This window comes from Cytobacillus sp. T106 (assembly GCF_040492155.1).
Lineage (GTDB): Bacteria > Bacillota > Bacilli > Bacillales > Cytobacillaceae > Bacillus_AB > Bacillus_AB infantis.
This window is the reverse complement of record NZ_JBEUMK010000028.1, coordinates 1-17,008: the sequence shown is the minus strand read 5'-3', so window position 1 is coordinate 17,008 and position 17,008 is coordinate 1. Positions and strand designations below refer to the sequence as shown.

Below are 17,008 nucleotides of genomic sequence, written 5' to 3'. Positions count from 1 at the left end.
ACTTCTCTCGAAGCAACTTTATTAGTATATCACCGTCAGCAAACTAAGTCAACAACTTTTTGAAGGTCATTTTTTCTCGTTTGCGTCATTGTGACGACCTTTAATATAATATCACCATATTTCACTATCGTCAACAGTGAATATATAGTTTTTCTTATTTTTATTCTGGTCAGCCTTTCAGGATTTTTTGATCATCCATCCAGGCAAAAGCAAAAGAACAGCCATCAGAATAGCTGTTCCAGCGTAAAGCCTTTTATAGAATCCAGGTCTGAATAGCAGCCAGGGCAAACACTCCAGGCAGTCCCAAAAAGCCCGAAACAGCTGTTGTTGCCAGATTAATAGGGACATATAAGCCAAACTGGCCTCCGAAAGCATTAAGAAAAAACAGGAACAGTGCTCCTATCAGAATTTTGATGACTCCCTGTCCCAAAAACTTAAGCGGCTTAAACGGAGCCCCTATAAATAGTAATAACAATATCAGCCCGCCCAAAATGGTTATTACCAGTATCGGTTCCATCCTCATCATCCTCTCCCATTAGCCTGTACTACTACAAATTTATGAGAAGAGAGATGAAAAAAGACCTGATTGCCCCTTGGTTCATCTAACAGATATCTTCCTGGCCTTTGCTTCCTTAAATAAATAAAAGTATTTAGCCTCCGCCAGCTTGGTTTGCGCCAAAACTTCCGCAGAAGGATCAAAGCTTTTTTCAAGCAGCCTTTTCTGGTTATACCATTCATCCTTCAAACTATTAAGCTGCATGAGAAGCTGTTCATCAAATTCATTGCGAAGCTTTCCTTTTTTACGGAAAAACATGTATACACCTCCTGCTTAAACCTCTCTTCTTCCCTCGAGTGCCTTGGAAAGCGTGACTTCATCTGCATATTCCAGATCTCCGCCCACCGGCAGACCATGGGCAATCCTTGTAATTTTGATACCGGATGGCTTAAGGAGGCGCGAAATGTACATTGCTGTCGCTTCCCCTTCAATATTTGGGTTGGTCGCCAGTATAACTTCTTCCACCGTCTCATCCTGCAGCCTTTTTAAAAGGTCAGGTATATTGATATCTTCCGGTCCTATTCCGTCCATCGGAGAAATAGCGCCGTGGAGAACGTGGTACAGGCCGTTGAATTCCTTCATTTTTTCCATGGCGATAACATCCTTAGGATCCTGCAGAACACAAATTACACTCCTGTCCCTGCGCTGATCCTCGCAGATATAACAGGGATCCTGATCGGTAATATGGCCGCACACCGAGCAGTAAGATAAATTTCGTTTGGCATTCACCAGCGCCTTAGCAAAATCAAGAACGGTGTCTTCCTTCATGCTAAGGACAAAAAAAGCCAGGCGAGCGGCTGTTTTCGGGCCGATCCCCGGCAGCTTCATAAAGCTGTCTATCAACTTAGATATCGGTTCAGGATAATGCATACTACTCCTCCTATATAGAAATGCGGAGGGCGCTTGCTCATCGGCGACAAGCATAAGACGAACTGGCCGAAAGGTTTGTTCTTTAACCTTTTGGCCAGTTTGGCTTATGACCTCGAGCCGATAGCGCCCGCAGCTGGACAATCAAGAAATGCGAAAGCGGCTTGCCCAGGGACGACAAGCATAAGGCAGCCTGGATGAAAGGTTTGCTCTTTAACCTTTTAGCCAGGCTGACTTATGACTCGAGTCCCTAGCCGCTGCAGCTGGACAAATCGAAATGCGGAGGGCGCTTGCTCATCGGCGACAAGCATAAGTTTCCTGCCGCCCTTTTGCCTGCCCCCATTCGTATTCACGCCTTTTTTGCTTTTTCAGGCATTTTTAAAGCGGAGATTAACTCCGCTTCGGCTTTTAAAACATTCCAGGCAGGTTCATTCCTTTTGTAAACTGCCCCATTGTATCATTTGTCAGATCATCAGCCTTTTTAAGGGCGTCATTTGTTGCTGCAAGTACGAGGTCCTGAAGCATATCGATATCTTCCGGATCTACTACTTCTTCTTTAATATTGACTTCAAGGACTTGCTTGTGTCCGGAAACGATGACTGTCACCATTCCGCCGCCTGCAGTACCTTCAATTCTTTTTTCCCCCAGCTCTTCCTGAGCCTCGGCCATTTTCTTCTGCATTTTCTGCATTTGCTTCATCATGTTTTGCATATTGCCCATTCCACGCATATTCTTTACCTCCAAATAGTTTTATTCTTTGATTTCGACTAAATCCCCGAACAGCTTTTGCGCTTCGGATACGACCAGGTCGTCTTCCGGGGCGCCAAGCCCGCTGCCTTCAGAAGGCTCATCGCGATGCCCGCTGTTCAGAAAACTGCCCCGTATCCGCTGCCACTGCTCTTCAGGCACCCCGACAACCTGTTTCCTTTGTCCGGTCAATTCCTGGATGGCCCCGGATATCGTTTCTATAAATTTAGCATTATCCATGGCCATTTGACAGTGTATTTCATATTTAAATTTAACGATGAACGCATCCGCTGAAGCAGCGACCGGCTCTGCTTCATTGAGCAGAGCGGCCTGGGACCGCATCTGGTTATGCACGAGCCTTCCAAGCATATCGCCCCATTTGCCTTTTACGGCATTCAGGTCATTTTTCGTAGCATTTTTCAGGATTTCATTAATTTTCCCTTCAGGCGCCTGGAATCCTTTTCTTGAGGTTCTCTGTGCCTGCTTCTTCTGGGCAGGCTCAGCCGCACCCGAAACGGTGACCCCATTTTTCTTCAGCTCAGCCAGCTCCTCTTGAAGCTGTTCGATTTTTCTCATGAGAGGTTCAATATCGGCAGCTGCCTTTTTCTCTGTACCCTCAAGCTGGCTGAGCTTCATGATGGCTACCTCAAGGAAAATCCTTGGATGGTTGGTCCAGCGCATTTCCTGCTGGGCTTTATTCAGAATTTCAATCAGGCTGTACAGCTGCTGAGGATCAATCTCTTCAGCCAATGCCTTGAATTCTTCATCAAGCATGACGCGTTCGAGCGACTCATCCAGTGAAGGAGCTGCCTTGTATAAAAGCATGTCCCTGTAATATAAGATGAAGTCCTCGATGAACCTGGAAGGATCCTTCCCCTGAAACAGGAGGGTCTCCAGTGCTTCCAGCGCACCTGCAGCATCTTTTTCCATAACGTTTCTGGACAGTTTATTCAGGAATGCCTGGGAAACGGCTCCTGTTACTGTGAGGGCATCCTCCGCCGTCACTTTGTCCTGGCTGAAGGATATCGCCTGATCAAGGAGGCTGAGAGCATCCCTCATCCCTCCCTCGGCAGCCCGGGCAACGATATGGAGGGCATTCTCTTCATACTGCACCCCGGTCTCATCCACTATCATTTTCATCCGGCCGACGATCGACTGTGCCGTTATGCGCTTGAAGTCAAAGCGCTGGCATCTTGAAATGATGGTGAGCGGAATCTTGTGGGGTTCTGTTGTAGCAAGAATGAACATAACATGCTTCGGAGGCTCTTCAAGTGTTTTTAATAGTGCATTGAAGGCGCCGATCGAAAGCATATGAACCTCATCGACGATATATACTTTATATTTGACTGCACTGGGTGCATATTTGACTTTGTCCCTAATATCCCGAATCTCTTCCACACCGTTGTTGGAGGCCGCATCGATTTCAATCACGTCCGGTATGGAGCCATTCGTAATGCCAATGCAGGAATCACACTCATTGCAAGGCTCGCTGATCGGAGCCCTTTCACAGTTGACGGTTTTGGCCAGTATTTTGGCCGCACTCGTCTTTCCCGTCCCCCTGGGCCCGGAAAATAAGTATGCATGAGAGGTTTTCTGCTGAAGCAGGGCGTTCTGCAATGTTTTGGTTACGTGTTCCTGCCCTACAACATCTATGAACTGCTGTGGACGCCAGACACGATATAATGCCTGGTAACTCATCTTCGCGCCCCCTTCCTAACTGCTTTTCTATCTCTATTATACCGTATCAGTTCCTATTTTCCAAAAAGGATTGCAAATATCCGGAGGAGCAATTTTCCAGCAGGAACATGCATAAAAAAACCCACCCCTGACCGGGATGAGTTTTGCTTTTATCATTATAACTGCCGTGCACCTTCCGTCGACTGGCTCCCATAAGCGTTACTTAAGCAGTTAGCTCGGCCCAGGCAACCCTGCGGCACATGGGAGGGACCACTTAATGCTGCTTCCTTCCGGACCTGACATGGTTCATGGATTCCCATTGCGCAGGACCCGGGCGTCAACACCACTTACTTAAGGCAGGCCCTACAGGACACCAGCCTCAGGAAGGAGTTCAGCCTCGCTAGAGCGGATTGCGAGTACAGGGCACCGCTACCTCCCCGCTTAGCACGGCAAAATTGATACCATATTTGGCTGCGTCGTTTGTGACGCATAATCAGTATACTAAGTTTCGGACGAAATTGCAATGCCTATGGCCTGTCAATTCCTTCTTGCAGATCCAGCAGCTGTTTTCGCCGCCTTTTCTCTTCCTTTTTCCGTTCGCGGAGAGCCCGGAAGAAATCGGTCAGCAGGCTGCCGCATTCTTCTTCCAGCACCCCTGCTGATACCTCGCTCTGGTGGTTGAATCTTTCATCCTGGAGCAGATTCATGAATGTGCCCGCACAGCCGCCCTTTGGATCGGCCGCTCCATATACAACCCTCTTGATGCGGGAGAGAATGATGGCGCCCGAACACATGGCGCACGGCTCTAATGTGACATAAAGCACAGCATCCTCAAGCCTCCATGTCCCAAGCATCCCGCAGGCTTCCTCAATGGCAAGGAGTTCAGCATGCGCCACCGCATTCTGGTTCGACTCACGGAGATTATGGGCGCGGCTGATTATCTTCCCGTCCAGGACCACAACGGCCCCGATCGGAACCTCCCCAAGCTCTCCTGCCTTTTTCGCTTCTTCTATTGCTTCCTTCATATAATCATCATCATTGTAAGTAATATTCATCTTTTTTCCTACCATCCCTTATGTTTAAAAATATACCAAGGGTGTATATAGCCTTTAGTGCTCACAATAGACCCAAAGGAGAGAACTGACATGAAAGAATCATCTACAGCACTCTTAATTATAGACATGATCAATAATTTTGATTTTCCGGAGGGTGAAATTCTAGCCGCAAAAGCTGAGAAAATCTCCGGTCCCATAAAAACATTAAAGGAAAAATGCGCTGCTGAAGCTATTCCTGTCATCTATGTTAATGATCATTACAGCCTTTGGCAAGCCGACTTTGAAAAGATAGCCGATTACTGCCGGAATGAAAACAGCAGGGACATCATTGACTGCCTCTACCCTTCTGATGAAGACTACTTTTTGATCAAGCCGAAGCACTCCGCTTTTTACGGCACTGCTCTTAACACCCTGCTTCTTCAGTTAAATGTCAAGAATCTGATCATCACCGGTGTAGCCGGGAATATTTGCGTCCTTTTTACGGCGAATGACGCCTATATGAGAGAATACAGCTTGTACGTCCCTGAAAATTGCCTTGCTTCCAATGATGACCATGACAACGAAAATGCCCTGAAAATGATGAAGAACGTCCTCAATGCCCGCACAGAACCCTTCTCTGAGAAAAATAGCATTTCAGCCTGTTTCCCTTCATAAAATGATGGTAGCGTAATTTGCCATTAAGGGGGAAATGAATATGCAAATCCATATAGTGCGGGCAGGACAGTCCCTGACAGGGATCGCTCAGGCTTATGGCACGACGGCAGCCGATATTTCACAGGCCAATGAACTCCCCAATCCCGACAGGCTCGTTGTCGGCCAGGCGCTGGTGATCCCGATCACAGGGCGCTTTTACTGGGTTCAGCCAGGCGATACTTTGTCTGCCATTTCCCGGCGGACAGGGATTACGGTTCAGGAAATAGCAACCATCAACCGGATTTCGGCATCACAGCCTCTCCAGCCGGGCTTGCGCCTCTACCTGCCGCCGCGGCCGAAAACAGCGGCTGAATTCAATGCCTATGTAGAACCGAGGGGTACATCTGTTGCCCCTGCACTTGAGGAAGGAGCGCGTGAAGCTGCACCCTACCTCACCTATCTGGCACCCTTCAGCTTCCAGGCCCTGAGGGATGGCGGTCTTAAAGAGCCGCTCCTCAATAATTTCCCGGCCATCGCCAAAGCGAATAACAATGTGCTGATGATGGTCATCACCAACCAGGAGAATGACCAGTTCAATGATGAGCTTGGCCGGATCCTCCTGAATGATATACCTGTGCAGGATAAGTTTCTGGATAATATAACTGCCGCAGCCAAGAAGTACGGCTTCAGGGATATCCATTTTGACTTCGAATACTTACGCCCTGAGGACCGGGAGGCATACAACCGGTTTTTACGAAAAGCAAAGGCCCGGTTCAGCCGGGAAGGCTGGCTCATTTCTACCGCCCTCGCGCCGAAGACGAGCGCCGGCCAGAAGGGACGCTGGTATGAAGCCCATGATTATAAGGCACACGGGGAAATCGTGGATTTTGTCGTTATCATGACCTATGAGTGGGGCTACAGCGGCGGCCCTGCCCAGGCCGTTTCCCCGATCGGCCCTGTCCGGGAGGTCCTGGAATATGCAGTAAGCGAAATGCCGTCCTCCAAGATCATGATGGGCCAAAATCTGTACGGCTATGACTGGACCCTTCCATTTGTCCAGGGTACTACCGCAAGGGCGCTGAGCCCGCAGCAGGCCATCGAGCTGGCAGCGGAGAACAATGTGCCCATCCGCTATAATACGAAATCGCAGGCCCCGCTGTTCAACTATACAGACACCGACGGGAAGCGGCATGAGGTGTGGTTTGAGGATGCGAGGTCAATCCAGGCAAAATTCGATCTTATGAAGGAATTGAATCTGAGGGGGATGAGCTACTGGAAGCTCGGCCTGTCTTTTCCCCAGAACTGGCTGTTGATCACAGACAATTTTAATGTGACAAAACGGGAGTAACGAAGGCATTTTCGCCTGGGTGCACAGGAAGCTATGGGTCAGTCTGATCCATGGCTTTTTTTATATTTTTTGCCTGAAGAAATTCCATATCCCTTCCACTGTATAGTGTGTTAAAATATTTTTTGTGTCGTTAAAAGTCGATTTAAAGGAAAACTGGACATAGATAAATAAGAACAATAAGGAGGCCACACTGTGGGGGGGACACCTTTTATTACCGTTGAAGGCCCGATCGGCGTAGGGAAAACCTCGCTGGCAAAGGCCATTTCCGAGCATTTTCAATTTGCACTGCTGAAAGAGATTGTAGATGAAAATCCTTTTCTTGGGAAGTTTTATGACAACATTGAGGAATGGAGCTTCCAGACGGAAATGTTTTTCCTGTGCAACCGCTATAAGCAGCTCGGAGACATCAATACTGATTATTTAGCCAATAACAAGGCCGTTGTTGCCGATTACCATATTCTCAAAAACCTCGTTTTTGCCGAAAGGACGCTGAGCCCGGCAGAATTCCAAAAATATGTGAAGATCTACGATATCCTGACAAGTGATATGCCAAGGCCTAATGTCATCATCTACCTTCACGCAAGCCTCGAGACGCTCCTGCAGCGGATCAGGCTGCGGGGCCGGGAGATTGAAAAGAATATCAGCCCGCTCTATCTGGAGCAGCTGTCAATTGATTATGAGAACGCCATGAACCTGTTCACTGAACAGCACCCTGATATTCCGGTTCTGCGCTTCAGCGGCGATGATCTGGATTTTGTGAAAAATAAAGAAGATCTCTCTCAAATTTTGGACAGCCTTTCCCTATCTTTAATTAAAGGAGCTTATCACCATGAATCTTAGGAATAAGTACGAAATTCCCGGAAATTCCGTGATTACCATTGCTGGTACGGTCGGGGTAGGGAAATCGACAATGACCAATGCGCTTGCGGGTGCTCTGGGCTTTCGCACCTCATTTGAAAAAGTGGACACCAATCCTTACCTGGACAAATTTTATGCAGATTTCGACAGGTGGAGCTTCCATCTGCAGATTTATTTCCTTGCCGAACGCTTCAAGGAGCAGAAACGCATCTTTGAATATGGCGGCGGCTTTATCCAGGACCGTTCCATTTACGAAGATACCGGCATTTTTGCCAAGATGCATCATGAAAAAGGAACCATGTCCCAGGTGGACTATGAAACATACACAAGCCTGTTCGATGCAATGGTCATGACACCATACTTCCCTCATCCCGACCTGCTGATTTACCTGGAAGGATCCATTGAAGACATCTTATCCAGGATCCAGGAAAGAGGGCGCCCGATGGAGCAGCAGACACCTGTATCCTACTGGGAAGAAATGCATGAACGCTATGAAAACTGGATCAACACATTCAATGCTTGCCCAGTCCTGCGCCTGAACATCAATGATTATGACCTGATGGCTGATGGCGCCTCCATTGAGCCTGTCATTGAAAAAATCTCCGTCTTTCTGAAGCAGTCGCAGCTGCTGAAAAAGTAAAACAGCAGATTATGTTCTCTGGAGTGAGATACAAAATAAGCCCGGCATAAACGCCGGGCTTATTTTTATTTGGAAGGATTCCAGAAAAGTCAGCTGAAACCACATTTGCATTCTTGAAAACATAAAAAAGCCGCTGCAAAATGCAGCGGCTTTTTATGTATCTCCAATAGTTATGCGCTATGGTTGATTTTATAATGGAGGAGGTAGAGGGATTCGAACCCCCGCGCGGTGTTACCCGCCTGTCGGTTTTCAAGACCGATCCCTTCAGCCAGACTTGGGTATACCTCCGTATCGACAAGATTTATTCTATCAGCTCTCCAATAAGAAGTCAACATTATTTCAAAAAAAATTGGACGGGTTTTTAACACCCGTCCAGGTGGAATGCTTTATGCTTTGCCGATTACTTCTTTATTGCCCATATACGGTCTTAATACTTCCGGAATGATGACACTTCCGTCTTCCTGCTGGTAGTTTTCAAGGATAGCGGCAACCGTACGGCCGATCGCGAGGCCAGAGCCATTCAGGGTATGAAGATGCTCAGGCTTGCCCTTAGGCTCGCGGCGGAAACGGATGTTCGCACGGCGTGCCTGGAAGGCTTCAAAGTTACTGCAAGAAGAAATTTCACGGTAGGTCCCGTAGCTTGGAATCCAGACTTCGATATCGTATTTCTTGGCAGCTGTGAATCCGAGATCGCCTGTGCACATGCTGAGCACACGGTACGGCAGGCCAAGCAGCTGCAGAACCTTTTCAGCATGTCCTGTCAGTTTTTCAAGCTCTTCATAAGAATCTTCAGGACGGACAAACTTCACAAGCTCCACCTTATTGAATTGATGCTGGCGGATCAGACCCCTTGTATCGCGGCCCGCAGACCCCGCTTCAGAACGGAAGCAAGCACTGAATGCGGCATAATTGATCGGAAGCTGTTCATTCGTCAGGATTTCATCTCTGTGCATGTTTGTAACAGGCACTTCTGCTGTCGGAATCAGGAAGTAGTCTTCACTTTCGATCAGGAAGGCATCTTCTTCGAACTTTGGCAGCTGCCCAGTGCCTGTCATGCTGGCACGGTTGACCATATATGGAGGAAGGACTTCCATATAGCCATGCTCTTCTGTGTGAAGATCAAGCATGAAGTTAAATAAAGCACGCTCTAAGCGGGCGCCAAGGCCTTTGTAGAATACAAAGCGGCTTCCCGTAACCTTGCCGGCCCTCTCAAAGTCAAGGATGTCCAGGTCAGTGGCAACATCCCAGTGAGGCTTCGGCTCGAAGCTGAAATCACGGACATTGCCCCATTTTCTCGCCTCGACATTATCGTCTTCCGTCTCACCGACCGGAACGCTTTCATGCGGGATATTCGGAATGCTCATCAAAAGGCTGTCCAATGATTCTTCCACTGTGCGGAGCTCTTCATCAAATGCTTTGATCTTGTCTCCTACTTCCCTCATCTCGGCAATCAGGCTGTCCGCATCTTTCTTTTCACGCTTAAGTACAGCTACCTGCTGGGAAACCTCATTCCTTCTGCTCTTCAGCTGCTCTGTTTCCATGATCAGCTCACGGCGCCTTACATCAAGATCTTCAAATTTCCCAAGGTCGCCAAGATCCTCTCCGCGGTGCTGCAGACGGTTCTTCACTTCTTCAAAATTGCTTCGTAAATATTTAATATCAAGCATGCTGCTTCCTCCTCTTCATACATTCGATAGGCATATGAGCGGCACCCGCGAAAAAAACAAAAAACCCCCGTCCCAAAAAAGGGACGGGAGTTACCCGCGTTGCCACCCTAGTTGAAGGCAAAATTGCCTTCCACCTTAAATCCATAACGGTTTTTAACCGAAAGCACTTACTCGCCCATGCAGGCTTTCCATGCTTTTGCTCAAGGACGGATTCACAGGATCCCACCACCGGTTTCCACCAGCCACCGGCTCTCTATTGGAATGGGATTTCCGCTACTAATTCCTCTCAATGCGTTTCGAATGTAATTTTATAATAATTTACTACAATTATGCGCTATTTGCAACCAATTATTCAAACTAAATTTGCCTGGGCTTCTTTCACCATTTCCACAAAATAGGCTGTGAGACGGTGATCCTCCGTCAGCTCAGGATGGAATGAACAGCCCAGGAATTGGCCTTCCCTCGCAGCCACGATGCGGCCATCATGCTTCGCGAGCACTTCAACATTCTCGCCGGCCTGCAGAATATGCGGCGCACGGATGAAGACAGCTTCAAAGTCCTCTGCCACTCCTGCAATATCAAGGGGCGCTTCAAAGCTCTCCCGCTGCCTTCCGAAAGAATTGCGCTCCACCTCGACATCCATGACGCCGATATGCGGTTCTGCATAGCCGGAAACTGTCTTTGCCAGCAGGATGAGGCCAGCGCATGTACCGAACATCGGTTTCCCTGATTGGGAAAATGACCTTAGCTCTTCCATGAAATCATATTTATCGATCAGGCGGCGCATCGTTGTGCTTTCGCCGCCCGGGATGATCAGTCCGTCCACTTCCGCAAGCTGCTCTCTCCGCTTGATGACGACTGCCTCCGCTCCGCAGGCTTCAATGGAACGGACATGCTCCCTGACAGCCCCCTGAAGGCCCAATACGCCTACTTTAACCATATTCATTCTCCTTACCAACCGCGCTCCTGCATACGAGCTTCAGGAGCCAGTGATGAGATTTCGATGCCTTTCATCGGTGTTCCAAGTTCTTTTGACAATTCAGCAATCAGCTTGTAATCCTGATAATGGGTAGTCGCCTCTACGATCGCTCTCGCAAACTTGGCTGGATTATCGGACTTGAAGATGCCTGAACCAACGAATACGCCGTCTGCACCAAGCTCCATCATTAAAGCAGCATCCGCAGGTGTCGCAACGCCGCCTGCAGCGAAGTTAACGACCGGAAGGCGGCCAAGCTCCTTAATTTCGAGAAGAAGCTCGTAAGGGGCTCCGAGAAGCTTAGCTTCAGTCATCAGCTCATCCAGATTCATGCCGACAACCTTGCGCACCTGTGCATTTACCTTGCGGATATGGCGTACGGCTTCAACGATATTGCCTGTTCCCGGCTCGCCTTTAGTGCGAAGCATTGCCGCTCCTTCACCGATCCTGCGGGCAGCCTCGCCAAGGTCGCGGCATCCGCATACAAACGGAACCGTAAAGTCCCTTTTATTTAAGTGATACTCTTCATCAGCAGGAGTGAGCACTTCACTCTCATCTATATAATCAACGCCCATTGCTTCTAATACACGGGCTTCCACGATATGGCCAATTCTGCCTTTAGCCATAACAGGAATCGTTACAGCATTCATGACTTCCTCAACAATGCGGGGGTCTGCCATCCTGGCCACACCGCCGGCAGCACGGATATCGGATGGAACCCGCTCCAGTGCCATGACTGCGACTGCGCCGGCCTCTTCAGCAATCTTAGCCTGCTCAGCGTTGACAACGTCCATGATTACGCCGCCCTTTTGCATTTCTGCCATTCCGCGCTTTACTCGATCTGTACCTGTCTTCACTATAAAATCCCCCTTCTGTAATACCATCTGCTTTTAACAGGCAAAATACCCATTAATTTATAGGAAAATATATTAATTCGATAGGAATTCGTCCAGTTCCCCTAATGAAAATAAACAATAAAAAAGGGTCCCTGTCAAGACAAGGAACCCTTTTTTATCAGACTCTTCCGGATTTTTATTTTCTTCCGGTTAAAGCCAGTCCATTATAAAAATTAGAACCAGCCTTTTACAGCTGAAGAAATGCTGCCCCAAAGATCTCCGAAGAAGCCGCCGATCCCGCGCATTGTCAGCACGAACCAATTTGCCTTTTCTACACTTTCAGCCGCGACGACATCAACCTGGATACCGCCTTTTCCTGAAAGAAAGTCAAGGCCGTTTTCTTTGTCTGACTTCAAAGTCAGGTAGCCGATCTTTTCGCCTTTTTTCACAGGTGCCGTCAGATTGCCGTCTTTATCAAGCTTGTCTTTATCAAGGACAAGCTCAGGCTTGTAGCTTTCCTTCTCCCCATTCTTCACGACAAGCTCGATAGCGTCCTTCGCCTGGATCTTCACGCTGTCTTCCTTGCCTTTAGTGACAGGAAGTGTTTTCTGGCCCTTTACCTGATAGTTCTTCGCAATGATTTCTTCTTTGGAAAAATTGCTGAAAGCATAATCAAGCATTTTTCTTGTTTCATCAAAACGGGATTTATAAGAACCGGAATTCCCTTCACCCTTGGCATTCATCACAACTGTGATATAGCGGTTACCGTCACGGGTAGCCGTACCAGTGAAGCAGTAGCCGGCAAAATCGGTCGTACCCGTTTTAAGCCCGTCCACTCCCTCATAGCCGAATACAAGGCTTGGAAGCATCCAGTTCCAGTTATCCATCTTGATTTCATCATCAGTGCCTTCTCTGAAGTTCTTAGTCGGAATGCTGGTCGTCTCCAGTATTTCCGGATAATCATGCAGCAGGCGCTGTGCCAGCTTGGCTGTAGCACGTGCGGACATGACATTCTCATCCTCTGCTCCACCCACCTGGTGGGAGCCTTTTAAGTCACGATTATTCAAACCTGAGGAATTGACAAATTTGTAATCTTTCAAGCCAAGCTCCTCGGCTTTATCATTCATCATTTTTACGAAATTACTTTCAGAACCGGCAATGGTCTCCGCAATGGCAATCGTTGCACCATTGGCAGAGTAAATAGACATAGCTTCATATAATTCTTTGATATTATATTTTCCATCTCTTCTTAAAGGGACATTAGACAGTGCTCTATCCTGTGAAACCTTCCAAACATATTCACTGACTGCATACTCCTGATCCCATTTGACTTTCCCTTCTTTGATGGCCTCAAGCAGCAGGTATTCTGTCATAATCTTTGTCATGCTCGCGATGCCAAGCACTTTATCCGCATTCTTCGAATAAAGGACTTTGCCTGTCTCAGCCTCTACCACGATCGCAGCATCCGCGTTGATATTCAAAGCATCATCTGCACTCGCCTTATTCAGGCCGGGAAAAAGGCCTATCACCATCATACAAACAAGGAAACTAGCAACATACTTCCGATAAAAATGTTTTTTCACTGTAATGCCCTCCAACCTTTATATACACCTTCGTTATTTTAACATATCTGTTTCTGAAAACATAGACAGAGTAAATACCCATTAATTGGACATAGAATTATGTAGGCCATTTGATGTGCTGATTGAAAAATGACAGCTGATGCTGACGGGTGCATGGTACCCTGAATAAGCAAAAAAATAAGGCCCAGGAAAATAACCTGGGACCTTTATTGCCATAGCATCAGCATCCGATGCTATGGCCTGATTTTTATGACAAAGAATAGTTCGGAGCTTCTTTTGTGATCTGCACATCATGCGGATGGCTTTCACGGAGCCCGGCGCCTGTCATCCTGATGAACTGCGCCTTTTCTCTTAAGTCGGTCAAATCCTTGCTTCCGCAATAGCCCATTCCCGAACGGATCCCTCCGACCAGCTGGTAAATCGTATCAGATAACGGCCCTTTGTATGGAAGCCTTCCTTCAATTCCTTCTGGAACGAACTTTTTGTTGTCTTCCTGGAAATAGCGGTCCTTTGAACCCTTCTCCATTGCTCCGACCGAGCCCATTCCGCGGTAGACCTTGAAGCGGCGTCCCTGGAAGATTTCCGTTTCGCCCGGGCTTTCGGAGACGCCTGCGAGCAGGCTTCCTAGCATGACGGCATGTCCGCCGGCAGCAAGGGACTTAACGATATCACCAGAGTACTTGATGCCTCCATCGGCGATGATAGCTTTGCCATGCTTCCTGGCCTCTGTGGCACAGTCATACACCGCTGTGATCTGCGGTACGCCGACGCCGGCGACAACCCTTGTCGTACAGATGGAACCAGGTCCGATACCGACTTTTACAACATCAGCTCCTGCTTCGATCAAATCCTTAGTAGCTTCAGCAGTAGCAACATTTCCAGCGATGATGGCTACCTCAGGGTAAGCCTCCCTGATCTGCCTGACTGTGTCCAATACCCCTTTTGAATGTCCGTGCGCCGTATCGACTACAAGGACGTCTACACTTGCCTTCACAAGCATTTCAACCCTTTTCATCGTATCCTTTGTCACACCGACAGCTGCGCCTGCAAGGAGCCTTCCCTGGCGGTCCTTGGCTGAATTCGGGAATTCGATCACTTTTTCAATATCCTTGATGGTGATCAGCCCTTTAAGTACACCCTCCTGATCAACGAGCGGAAGCTTTTCAATTTTATATTTCTGCAAAATGCTCTCGGCTTCTTCCAGTGTTGTTCCCACCGGTGCCGTTACAAGATTTTCTTTTGTCATAACGTCTGAAATTTTAATCGAGTAGTCTTGGATGAAACGAAGATCACGGTTTGTAATGATGCCCACCAATTTCTGTTCATCGTTGTTGTTAACGATCGGGACACCTGAGATGCGGTACTTGCCCATTAGATGCTCAGCATCGAAAACCTGCTGGTCGGGCGTGAGGAAGAATGGATCTGTAATTACGCCGCTTTCGGAGCGCTTGACTTTGTCAACCTGGTCAGCCTGCTGCTCGATGGACATATTCTTGTGGATGATTCCGAGGCCGCCTGCCCTTGCCATGGCAATTGCCATTTCTGCCTCTGTTACTGTGTCCATGCCGGCTGAGATGATCGGGATATTCAGGCGGACCTTGTCTGTCAGGTCTACATGAAGCTGTACATCTTTCGGAAGCACTTCTGATCTTGCCGGAACCAATAACACATCATCAAATGTTAATCCTTCTTTAACAAACTTGCTTTCCCACATCTTTTTAGCCCCCATTTACTCGAAAATATTATTAGTAGGTTATCAATTGGACAAAATACTGTCAAGAACAGATTGATATGTTCGATTTTTCAAAAAATTAAAAGAGGTATAAAGGATGATCAATTCATACAACGGCTGGAGTTCATATTCTGTCTTCTTTTCGGCAGAAAACACACAGGCTTATTTAAAAAAATGCTATACAAGGCATGGCATCGACCAGCCTGAAGCGAAAAGCTATGAGAACTGCTATCCTTTTATTTATTATTTGGAACATGGAAAAATATATTATGAACAGGCAGCCAAATCCCCGCTGCTGATCCAGCCTATCATGCTGTTCTATGGACTGGTCCATCTGATCAAAGCATCCATTCTGACGGCGGATCCAAACTATCCCGAAACAACCTCCGTCCTCGCCCATGGAGTTTCAACAAGGAAAAGGAAGAAGCAGCAATACAGCTTTTTTGAGGATGAAGTAAAATTTCAAAAAACCGGACTGTTTCCTTTTATGGCCGATAAGCTGTTTCACATGAAACATATGGAAGGCGACAAAATTGAAATGGGGGAGCTTTTTAAATATATTCCTGAATTAAATGAGCTTTTTCAGCAGACAGAGGGAAGCCCTGCCTTTGCCGGCATAGAATTGGCAAACGGCCAACTTACAATGCCAGCTTCTATTCTTGATCAATTTCATATGACAGAAGAAAGATTTATTGACTATTTCAACTCAAAGGGCAGCTATGATATCGAGTCCCCCGCACAGGGAGAAAGCGGCAAGATTACTTTCTCTTGCGGTCAGGTCCCGCCGCACGATATAAGACCGCTTAAGTTCAATATCCAAGAGGGCAGCCTTTCCTTTCCCCTCACGAAAGGAAACCTTGTCAATTTCCCGGAGCTGCTCCTTCATTATCTGCTGCTGTACAATCTCAGCATGATTGCGCGTTATGAAACCGAATGGTGGAGCGAACTGATGAAAATGATGCCGAATAAGGACTACCCCTTTATCCATTCTTTTCTGGAGATCACTCTGCTGAAGGGCCCATATTTGGTGTATCAGTATTTGATTGGGCAGAAGTAATTAGTGGTGCCGGATCAGGATCTGGTGAGCTAGTGATTAGGAGCGGAACTTGGTGGTGAGGCTGAAATTAGGACGGCGTTAAGAAGCTTTTAGCTTTAAAAGTCTATGTTGTGAAGCGGCGGGAATATATGTGGTTGAAATAGGGAGTGAGGCTGCTAACAGTGTTGGGCTGGGATGAGGCTATTTTGAAGGCAGAGCTTCGGACAGGGTTTTGACTGGTGGGCTTTCATGCCGCTGGACGCTGGTTGATTGGCACTGGCACTGGATGTACTTGCCCGTATTTAGGCTGGGGAGCTTTATCTGGTATTTAAGGCATATGGTAAATTCAATGGGGGAGCCGGTAAATTAGTCGGCCAGTTGATTAAATAAATCGCAATTATCGGTTGAATTAATTAAATTCTCAGCTTAAGCAGCCGTTCTTCCCAATATTTCAAGCAAGGAAATGTCCCTTTGCCCATCCAGCATGCTTTTCAAACAATATCCGGAATCTATAGCGGCGGGCTATGGCTGTTTTGAAGCATATGGTAAATTAAATGGGGAAATCGGTCAATTAATCGGTCAATTGGTTAAATAAACCACGAATTTGGTAGATTAACAAGCCAAATGATTAAATTCACAACCAAAGCAGTTGCTCTCCCCAATATTCTCAACAAAAACTCTGCTCATACGCCCACGCCGGCCACTAATTTCCGACCAAGAGCATATTTCCTATTAAAAACTTCGCCTATTCAATAAAAAAGCGCAAAAAAAAGAACAGTCCAATAGACTGTTCTTCA

At 47.4% G+C, this 17,008-nt stretch carries 16 protein-coding genes, 1 tRNA gene, 1 other RNA gene and 1 other annotated feature; of the genes, 5 read left to right on the top strand and 13 right to left on the bottom strand.

The features are described from left to right. Nucleotides 1-253 precede the first annotated feature (253 nt). The 7 genes from ABU165_RS24775 to tadA all read right to left on the bottom strand — a co-directional run bounded on the left by ABU165_RS24775 (nucleotide 254) and on the right by tadA (nucleotide 4,902). Entirely contained in the window at nucleotides 254-517 is a 264-nt protein-coding gene (locus ABU165_RS24775; RefSeq protein ID WP_035403656.1) for a pro-sigmaK processing inhibitor BofA family protein, read from the bottom strand. 81 nt (nucleotides 518-598) lie between these two features. Next, nucleotides 599-814 carry a YaaL family protein gene (locus tag ABU165_RS24770; protein WP_009796288.1) on the bottom strand — a complete coding sequence of 72 codons (216 nt, stop codon included), beginning with the start codon at nucleotides 812-814 and terminating at the stop codon, nucleotides 599-601. A gap of 15 nt (nucleotides 815-829) precedes the next feature. Then, a complete protein-coding gene (gene recR, locus ABU165_RS24765) occupies nucleotides 830-1,426 on the bottom strand; it encodes a recombination mediator RecR (protein WP_009796287.1) in 597 nt (198 codons plus the stop codon). 405 nt (nucleotides 1,427-1,831) lie between these two features. Continuing rightward, nucleotides 1,832-2,152: a YbaB/EbfC family nucleoid-associated protein gene (locus ABU165_RS24760; RefSeq protein WP_022543198.1), complete on the bottom strand. Its 321-nt coding sequence runs from the start codon at nucleotides 2,150-2,152 to the stop codon at nucleotides 1,832-1,834. A 21-nt stretch (nucleotides 2,153-2,173) separates the two neighbouring features. Then, complete coding sequence (gene dnaX, locus ABU165_RS24755; RefSeq protein WP_318061067.1) at nucleotides 2,174-3,868, bottom strand: DNA polymerase III subunit gamma/tau; 1,695 nt, start codon at nucleotides 3,866-3,868, stop codon at nucleotides 2,174-2,176. A gap of 164 nt (nucleotides 3,869-4,032) precedes the next feature. Beyond that, an RNA gene (gene ffs, locus ABU165_RS24750) (signal recognition particle sRNA large type) lies at nucleotides 4,033-4,297 on the bottom strand. 77 nt (nucleotides 4,298-4,374) lie between these two features. After that, nucleotides 4,375-4,902, bottom strand: coding sequence for a tRNA adenosine(34) deaminase TadA (tadA, locus tag ABU165_RS24745; RefSeq protein ID WP_248139262.1), 528 nt, complete (start codon nucleotides 4,900-4,902; stop codon nucleotides 4,375-4,377). A gap of 90 nt (nucleotides 4,903-4,992) precedes the next feature. Here tadA and ABU165_RS24740 point away from each other — a divergent pair, with 90 nt between their 5' ends. The 4 genes from ABU165_RS24740 to ABU165_RS24725 all read left to right on the top strand — a co-directional run bounded on the left by ABU165_RS24740 (nucleotide 4,993) and on the right by ABU165_RS24725 (nucleotide 8,381). Beyond that, nucleotides 4,993-5,556, top strand: coding sequence for a cysteine hydrolase family protein (locus tag ABU165_RS24740; protein WP_009796282.1), 564 nt, complete (start codon nucleotides 4,993-4,995; stop codon nucleotides 5,554-5,556). 40 nt (nucleotides 5,557-5,596) lie between these two features. Continuing rightward, the gene (locus ABU165_RS24735) at nucleotides 5,597-6,883 is read left to right on the top strand and encodes a glycoside hydrolase family 18 protein (RefSeq protein WP_022543196.1); all 1,287 of its coding nucleotides are present in this window, start codon (nucleotides 5,597-5,599) and stop codon (nucleotides 6,881-6,883) included. A gap of 192 nt (nucleotides 6,884-7,075) precedes the next feature. Then, on the top strand, nucleotides 7,076-7,723 hold the full coding sequence (locus ABU165_RS24730) for a deoxynucleoside kinase (protein WP_009796280.1): 648 nt from the start codon (nucleotides 7,076-7,078) through the stop codon (nucleotides 7,721-7,723). Beyond that, the gene (locus ABU165_RS24725) at nucleotides 7,713-8,381 is read left to right on the top strand and encodes a deoxynucleoside kinase (RefSeq protein ID WP_009796279.1); all 669 of its coding nucleotides are present in this window, start codon (nucleotides 7,713-7,715) and stop codon (nucleotides 8,379-8,381) included. The genes ABU165_RS24730 and ABU165_RS24725 overlap by 11 nt, the downstream gene beginning before the upstream one ends. Before the next feature lie 195 nt (nucleotides 8,382-8,576). Here ABU165_RS24725 and ABU165_RS24720 read toward each other — a convergent pair. The 6 genes from ABU165_RS24720 to guaB form a co-directional block, all read right to left on the bottom strand. Then, nucleotides 8,577-8,669, bottom strand: a tRNA-Ser gene (locus ABU165_RS24720). 98 nt (nucleotides 8,670-8,767) lie between these two features. Continuing rightward, a complete protein-coding gene (gene serS / locus ABU165_RS24715; protein WP_094769986.1) occupies nucleotides 8,768-10,048 on the bottom strand; it encodes a serine--tRNA ligase in 1,281 nt (426 codons plus the stop codon). 76 nt (nucleotides 10,049-10,124) lie between these two features. Continuing rightward, nucleotides 10,125-10,347 (bottom strand) — a binding site (T-box leader). Between the two features lie 53 nt (nucleotides 10,348-10,400). After that, nucleotides 10,401-10,988 (bottom strand): pyridoxal 5'-phosphate synthase glutaminase subunit PdxT, encoded by a 588-nt coding sequence (pdxT, locus tag ABU165_RS24710; RefSeq protein WP_094769988.1) that lies wholly within the window; start codon nucleotides 10,986-10,988, stop codon nucleotides 10,401-10,403. An 11-nt stretch (nucleotides 10,989-10,999) separates the two neighbouring features. Next, entirely contained in the window at nucleotides 11,000-11,884 is an 885-nt protein-coding gene (pdxS, locus tag ABU165_RS24705; protein WP_170939624.1) for a pyridoxal 5'-phosphate synthase lyase subunit PdxS, read from the bottom strand. A gap of 209 nt (nucleotides 11,885-12,093) precedes the next feature. Further along, entirely contained in the window at nucleotides 12,094-13,443 is a 1,350-nt protein-coding gene (locus tag ABU165_RS24700; RefSeq protein WP_022543194.1) for a serine hydrolase, read from the bottom strand. 247 nt (nucleotides 13,444-13,690) lie between these two features. Continuing rightward, on the bottom strand, nucleotides 13,691-15,157 hold the full coding sequence (gene guaB / locus ABU165_RS24695) for an IMP dehydrogenase (protein WP_009796273.1): 1,467 nt from the start codon (nucleotides 15,155-15,157) through the stop codon (nucleotides 13,691-13,693). Nucleotides 15,158-15,272: 115 nt separating this feature from the next. On the opposite strand from guaB, the gene ABU165_RS24690 reads away from it, so the two are divergent. Then, the gene (locus ABU165_RS24690; RefSeq protein ID WP_253615960.1) at nucleotides 15,273-16,232 is read left to right on the top strand and encodes a YaaC family protein; all 960 of its coding nucleotides are present in this window, start codon (nucleotides 15,273-15,275) and stop codon (nucleotides 16,230-16,232) included. Nucleotides 16,233-17,008: the final 776 nt, after the last annotated feature.

What these genes read in the sequence shown, in the direction of transcription:
- ABU165_RS24775 (WP_035403656.1), bottom strand. Translation starts at nt 517, where the DNA reads ATGGAACCGATACTGGTAATAACCATTTTGGGCGGGCTGATATTGTTA.
- ABU165_RS24770 (WP_009796288.1), bottom strand. Translation starts at nt 814, where the DNA reads ATGTTTTTCCGTAAAAAAGGAAAGCTTCGCAATGAATTTGATGAACAG.
- recR (WP_009796287.1), bottom strand. Translation starts at nt 1,426, where the DNA reads ATGCATTATCCTGAACCGATATCTAAGTTGATAGACAGCTTTATGAAG.
- ABU165_RS24760 (WP_022543198.1), bottom strand. Translation starts at nt 2,152, where the DNA reads ATGCGTGGAATGGGCAATATGCAAAACATGATGAAGCAAATGCAGAAA.
- dnaX (WP_318061067.1), bottom strand. Translation starts at nt 3,868, where the DNA reads ATGAGTTACCAGGCATTATATCGTGTCTGGCGTCCACAGCAGTTCATA.
- tadA (WP_248139262.1), bottom strand. Translation starts at nt 4,902, where the DNA reads ATGAATATTACTTACAATGATGATGATTATATGAAGGAAGCAATAGAA.
- ABU165_RS24740 (WP_009796282.1), top strand. Translation starts at nt 4,993, where the DNA reads ATGAAAGAATCATCTACAGCACTCTTAATTATAGACATGATCAATAAT.
- ABU165_RS24735 (WP_022543196.1), top strand. Translation starts at nt 5,597, where the DNA reads ATGCAAATCCATATAGTGCGGGCAGGACAGTCCCTGACAGGGATCGCT.
- ABU165_RS24725 (WP_009796279.1), top strand. Translation starts at nt 7,713, where the DNA reads ATGAATCTTAGGAATAAGTACGAAATTCCCGGAAATTCCGTGATTACC.
- serS (WP_094769986.1), bottom strand. Translation starts at nt 10,048, where the DNA reads ATGCTTGATATTAAATATTTACGAAGCAATTTTGAAGAAGTGAAGAAC.
- pdxT (WP_094769988.1), bottom strand. Translation starts at nt 10,988, where the DNA reads ATGGTTAAAGTAGGCGTATTGGGCCTTCAGGGGGCTGTCAGGGAGCAT.
- guaB (WP_009796273.1), bottom strand. Translation starts at nt 15,157, where the DNA reads ATGTGGGAAAGCAAGTTTGTTAAAGAAGGATTAACATTTGATGATGTG.
- ABU165_RS24690 (WP_253615960.1), top strand. Translation starts at nt 15,273, where the DNA reads ATGATCAATTCATACAACGGCTGGAGTTCATATTCTGTCTTCTTTTCG.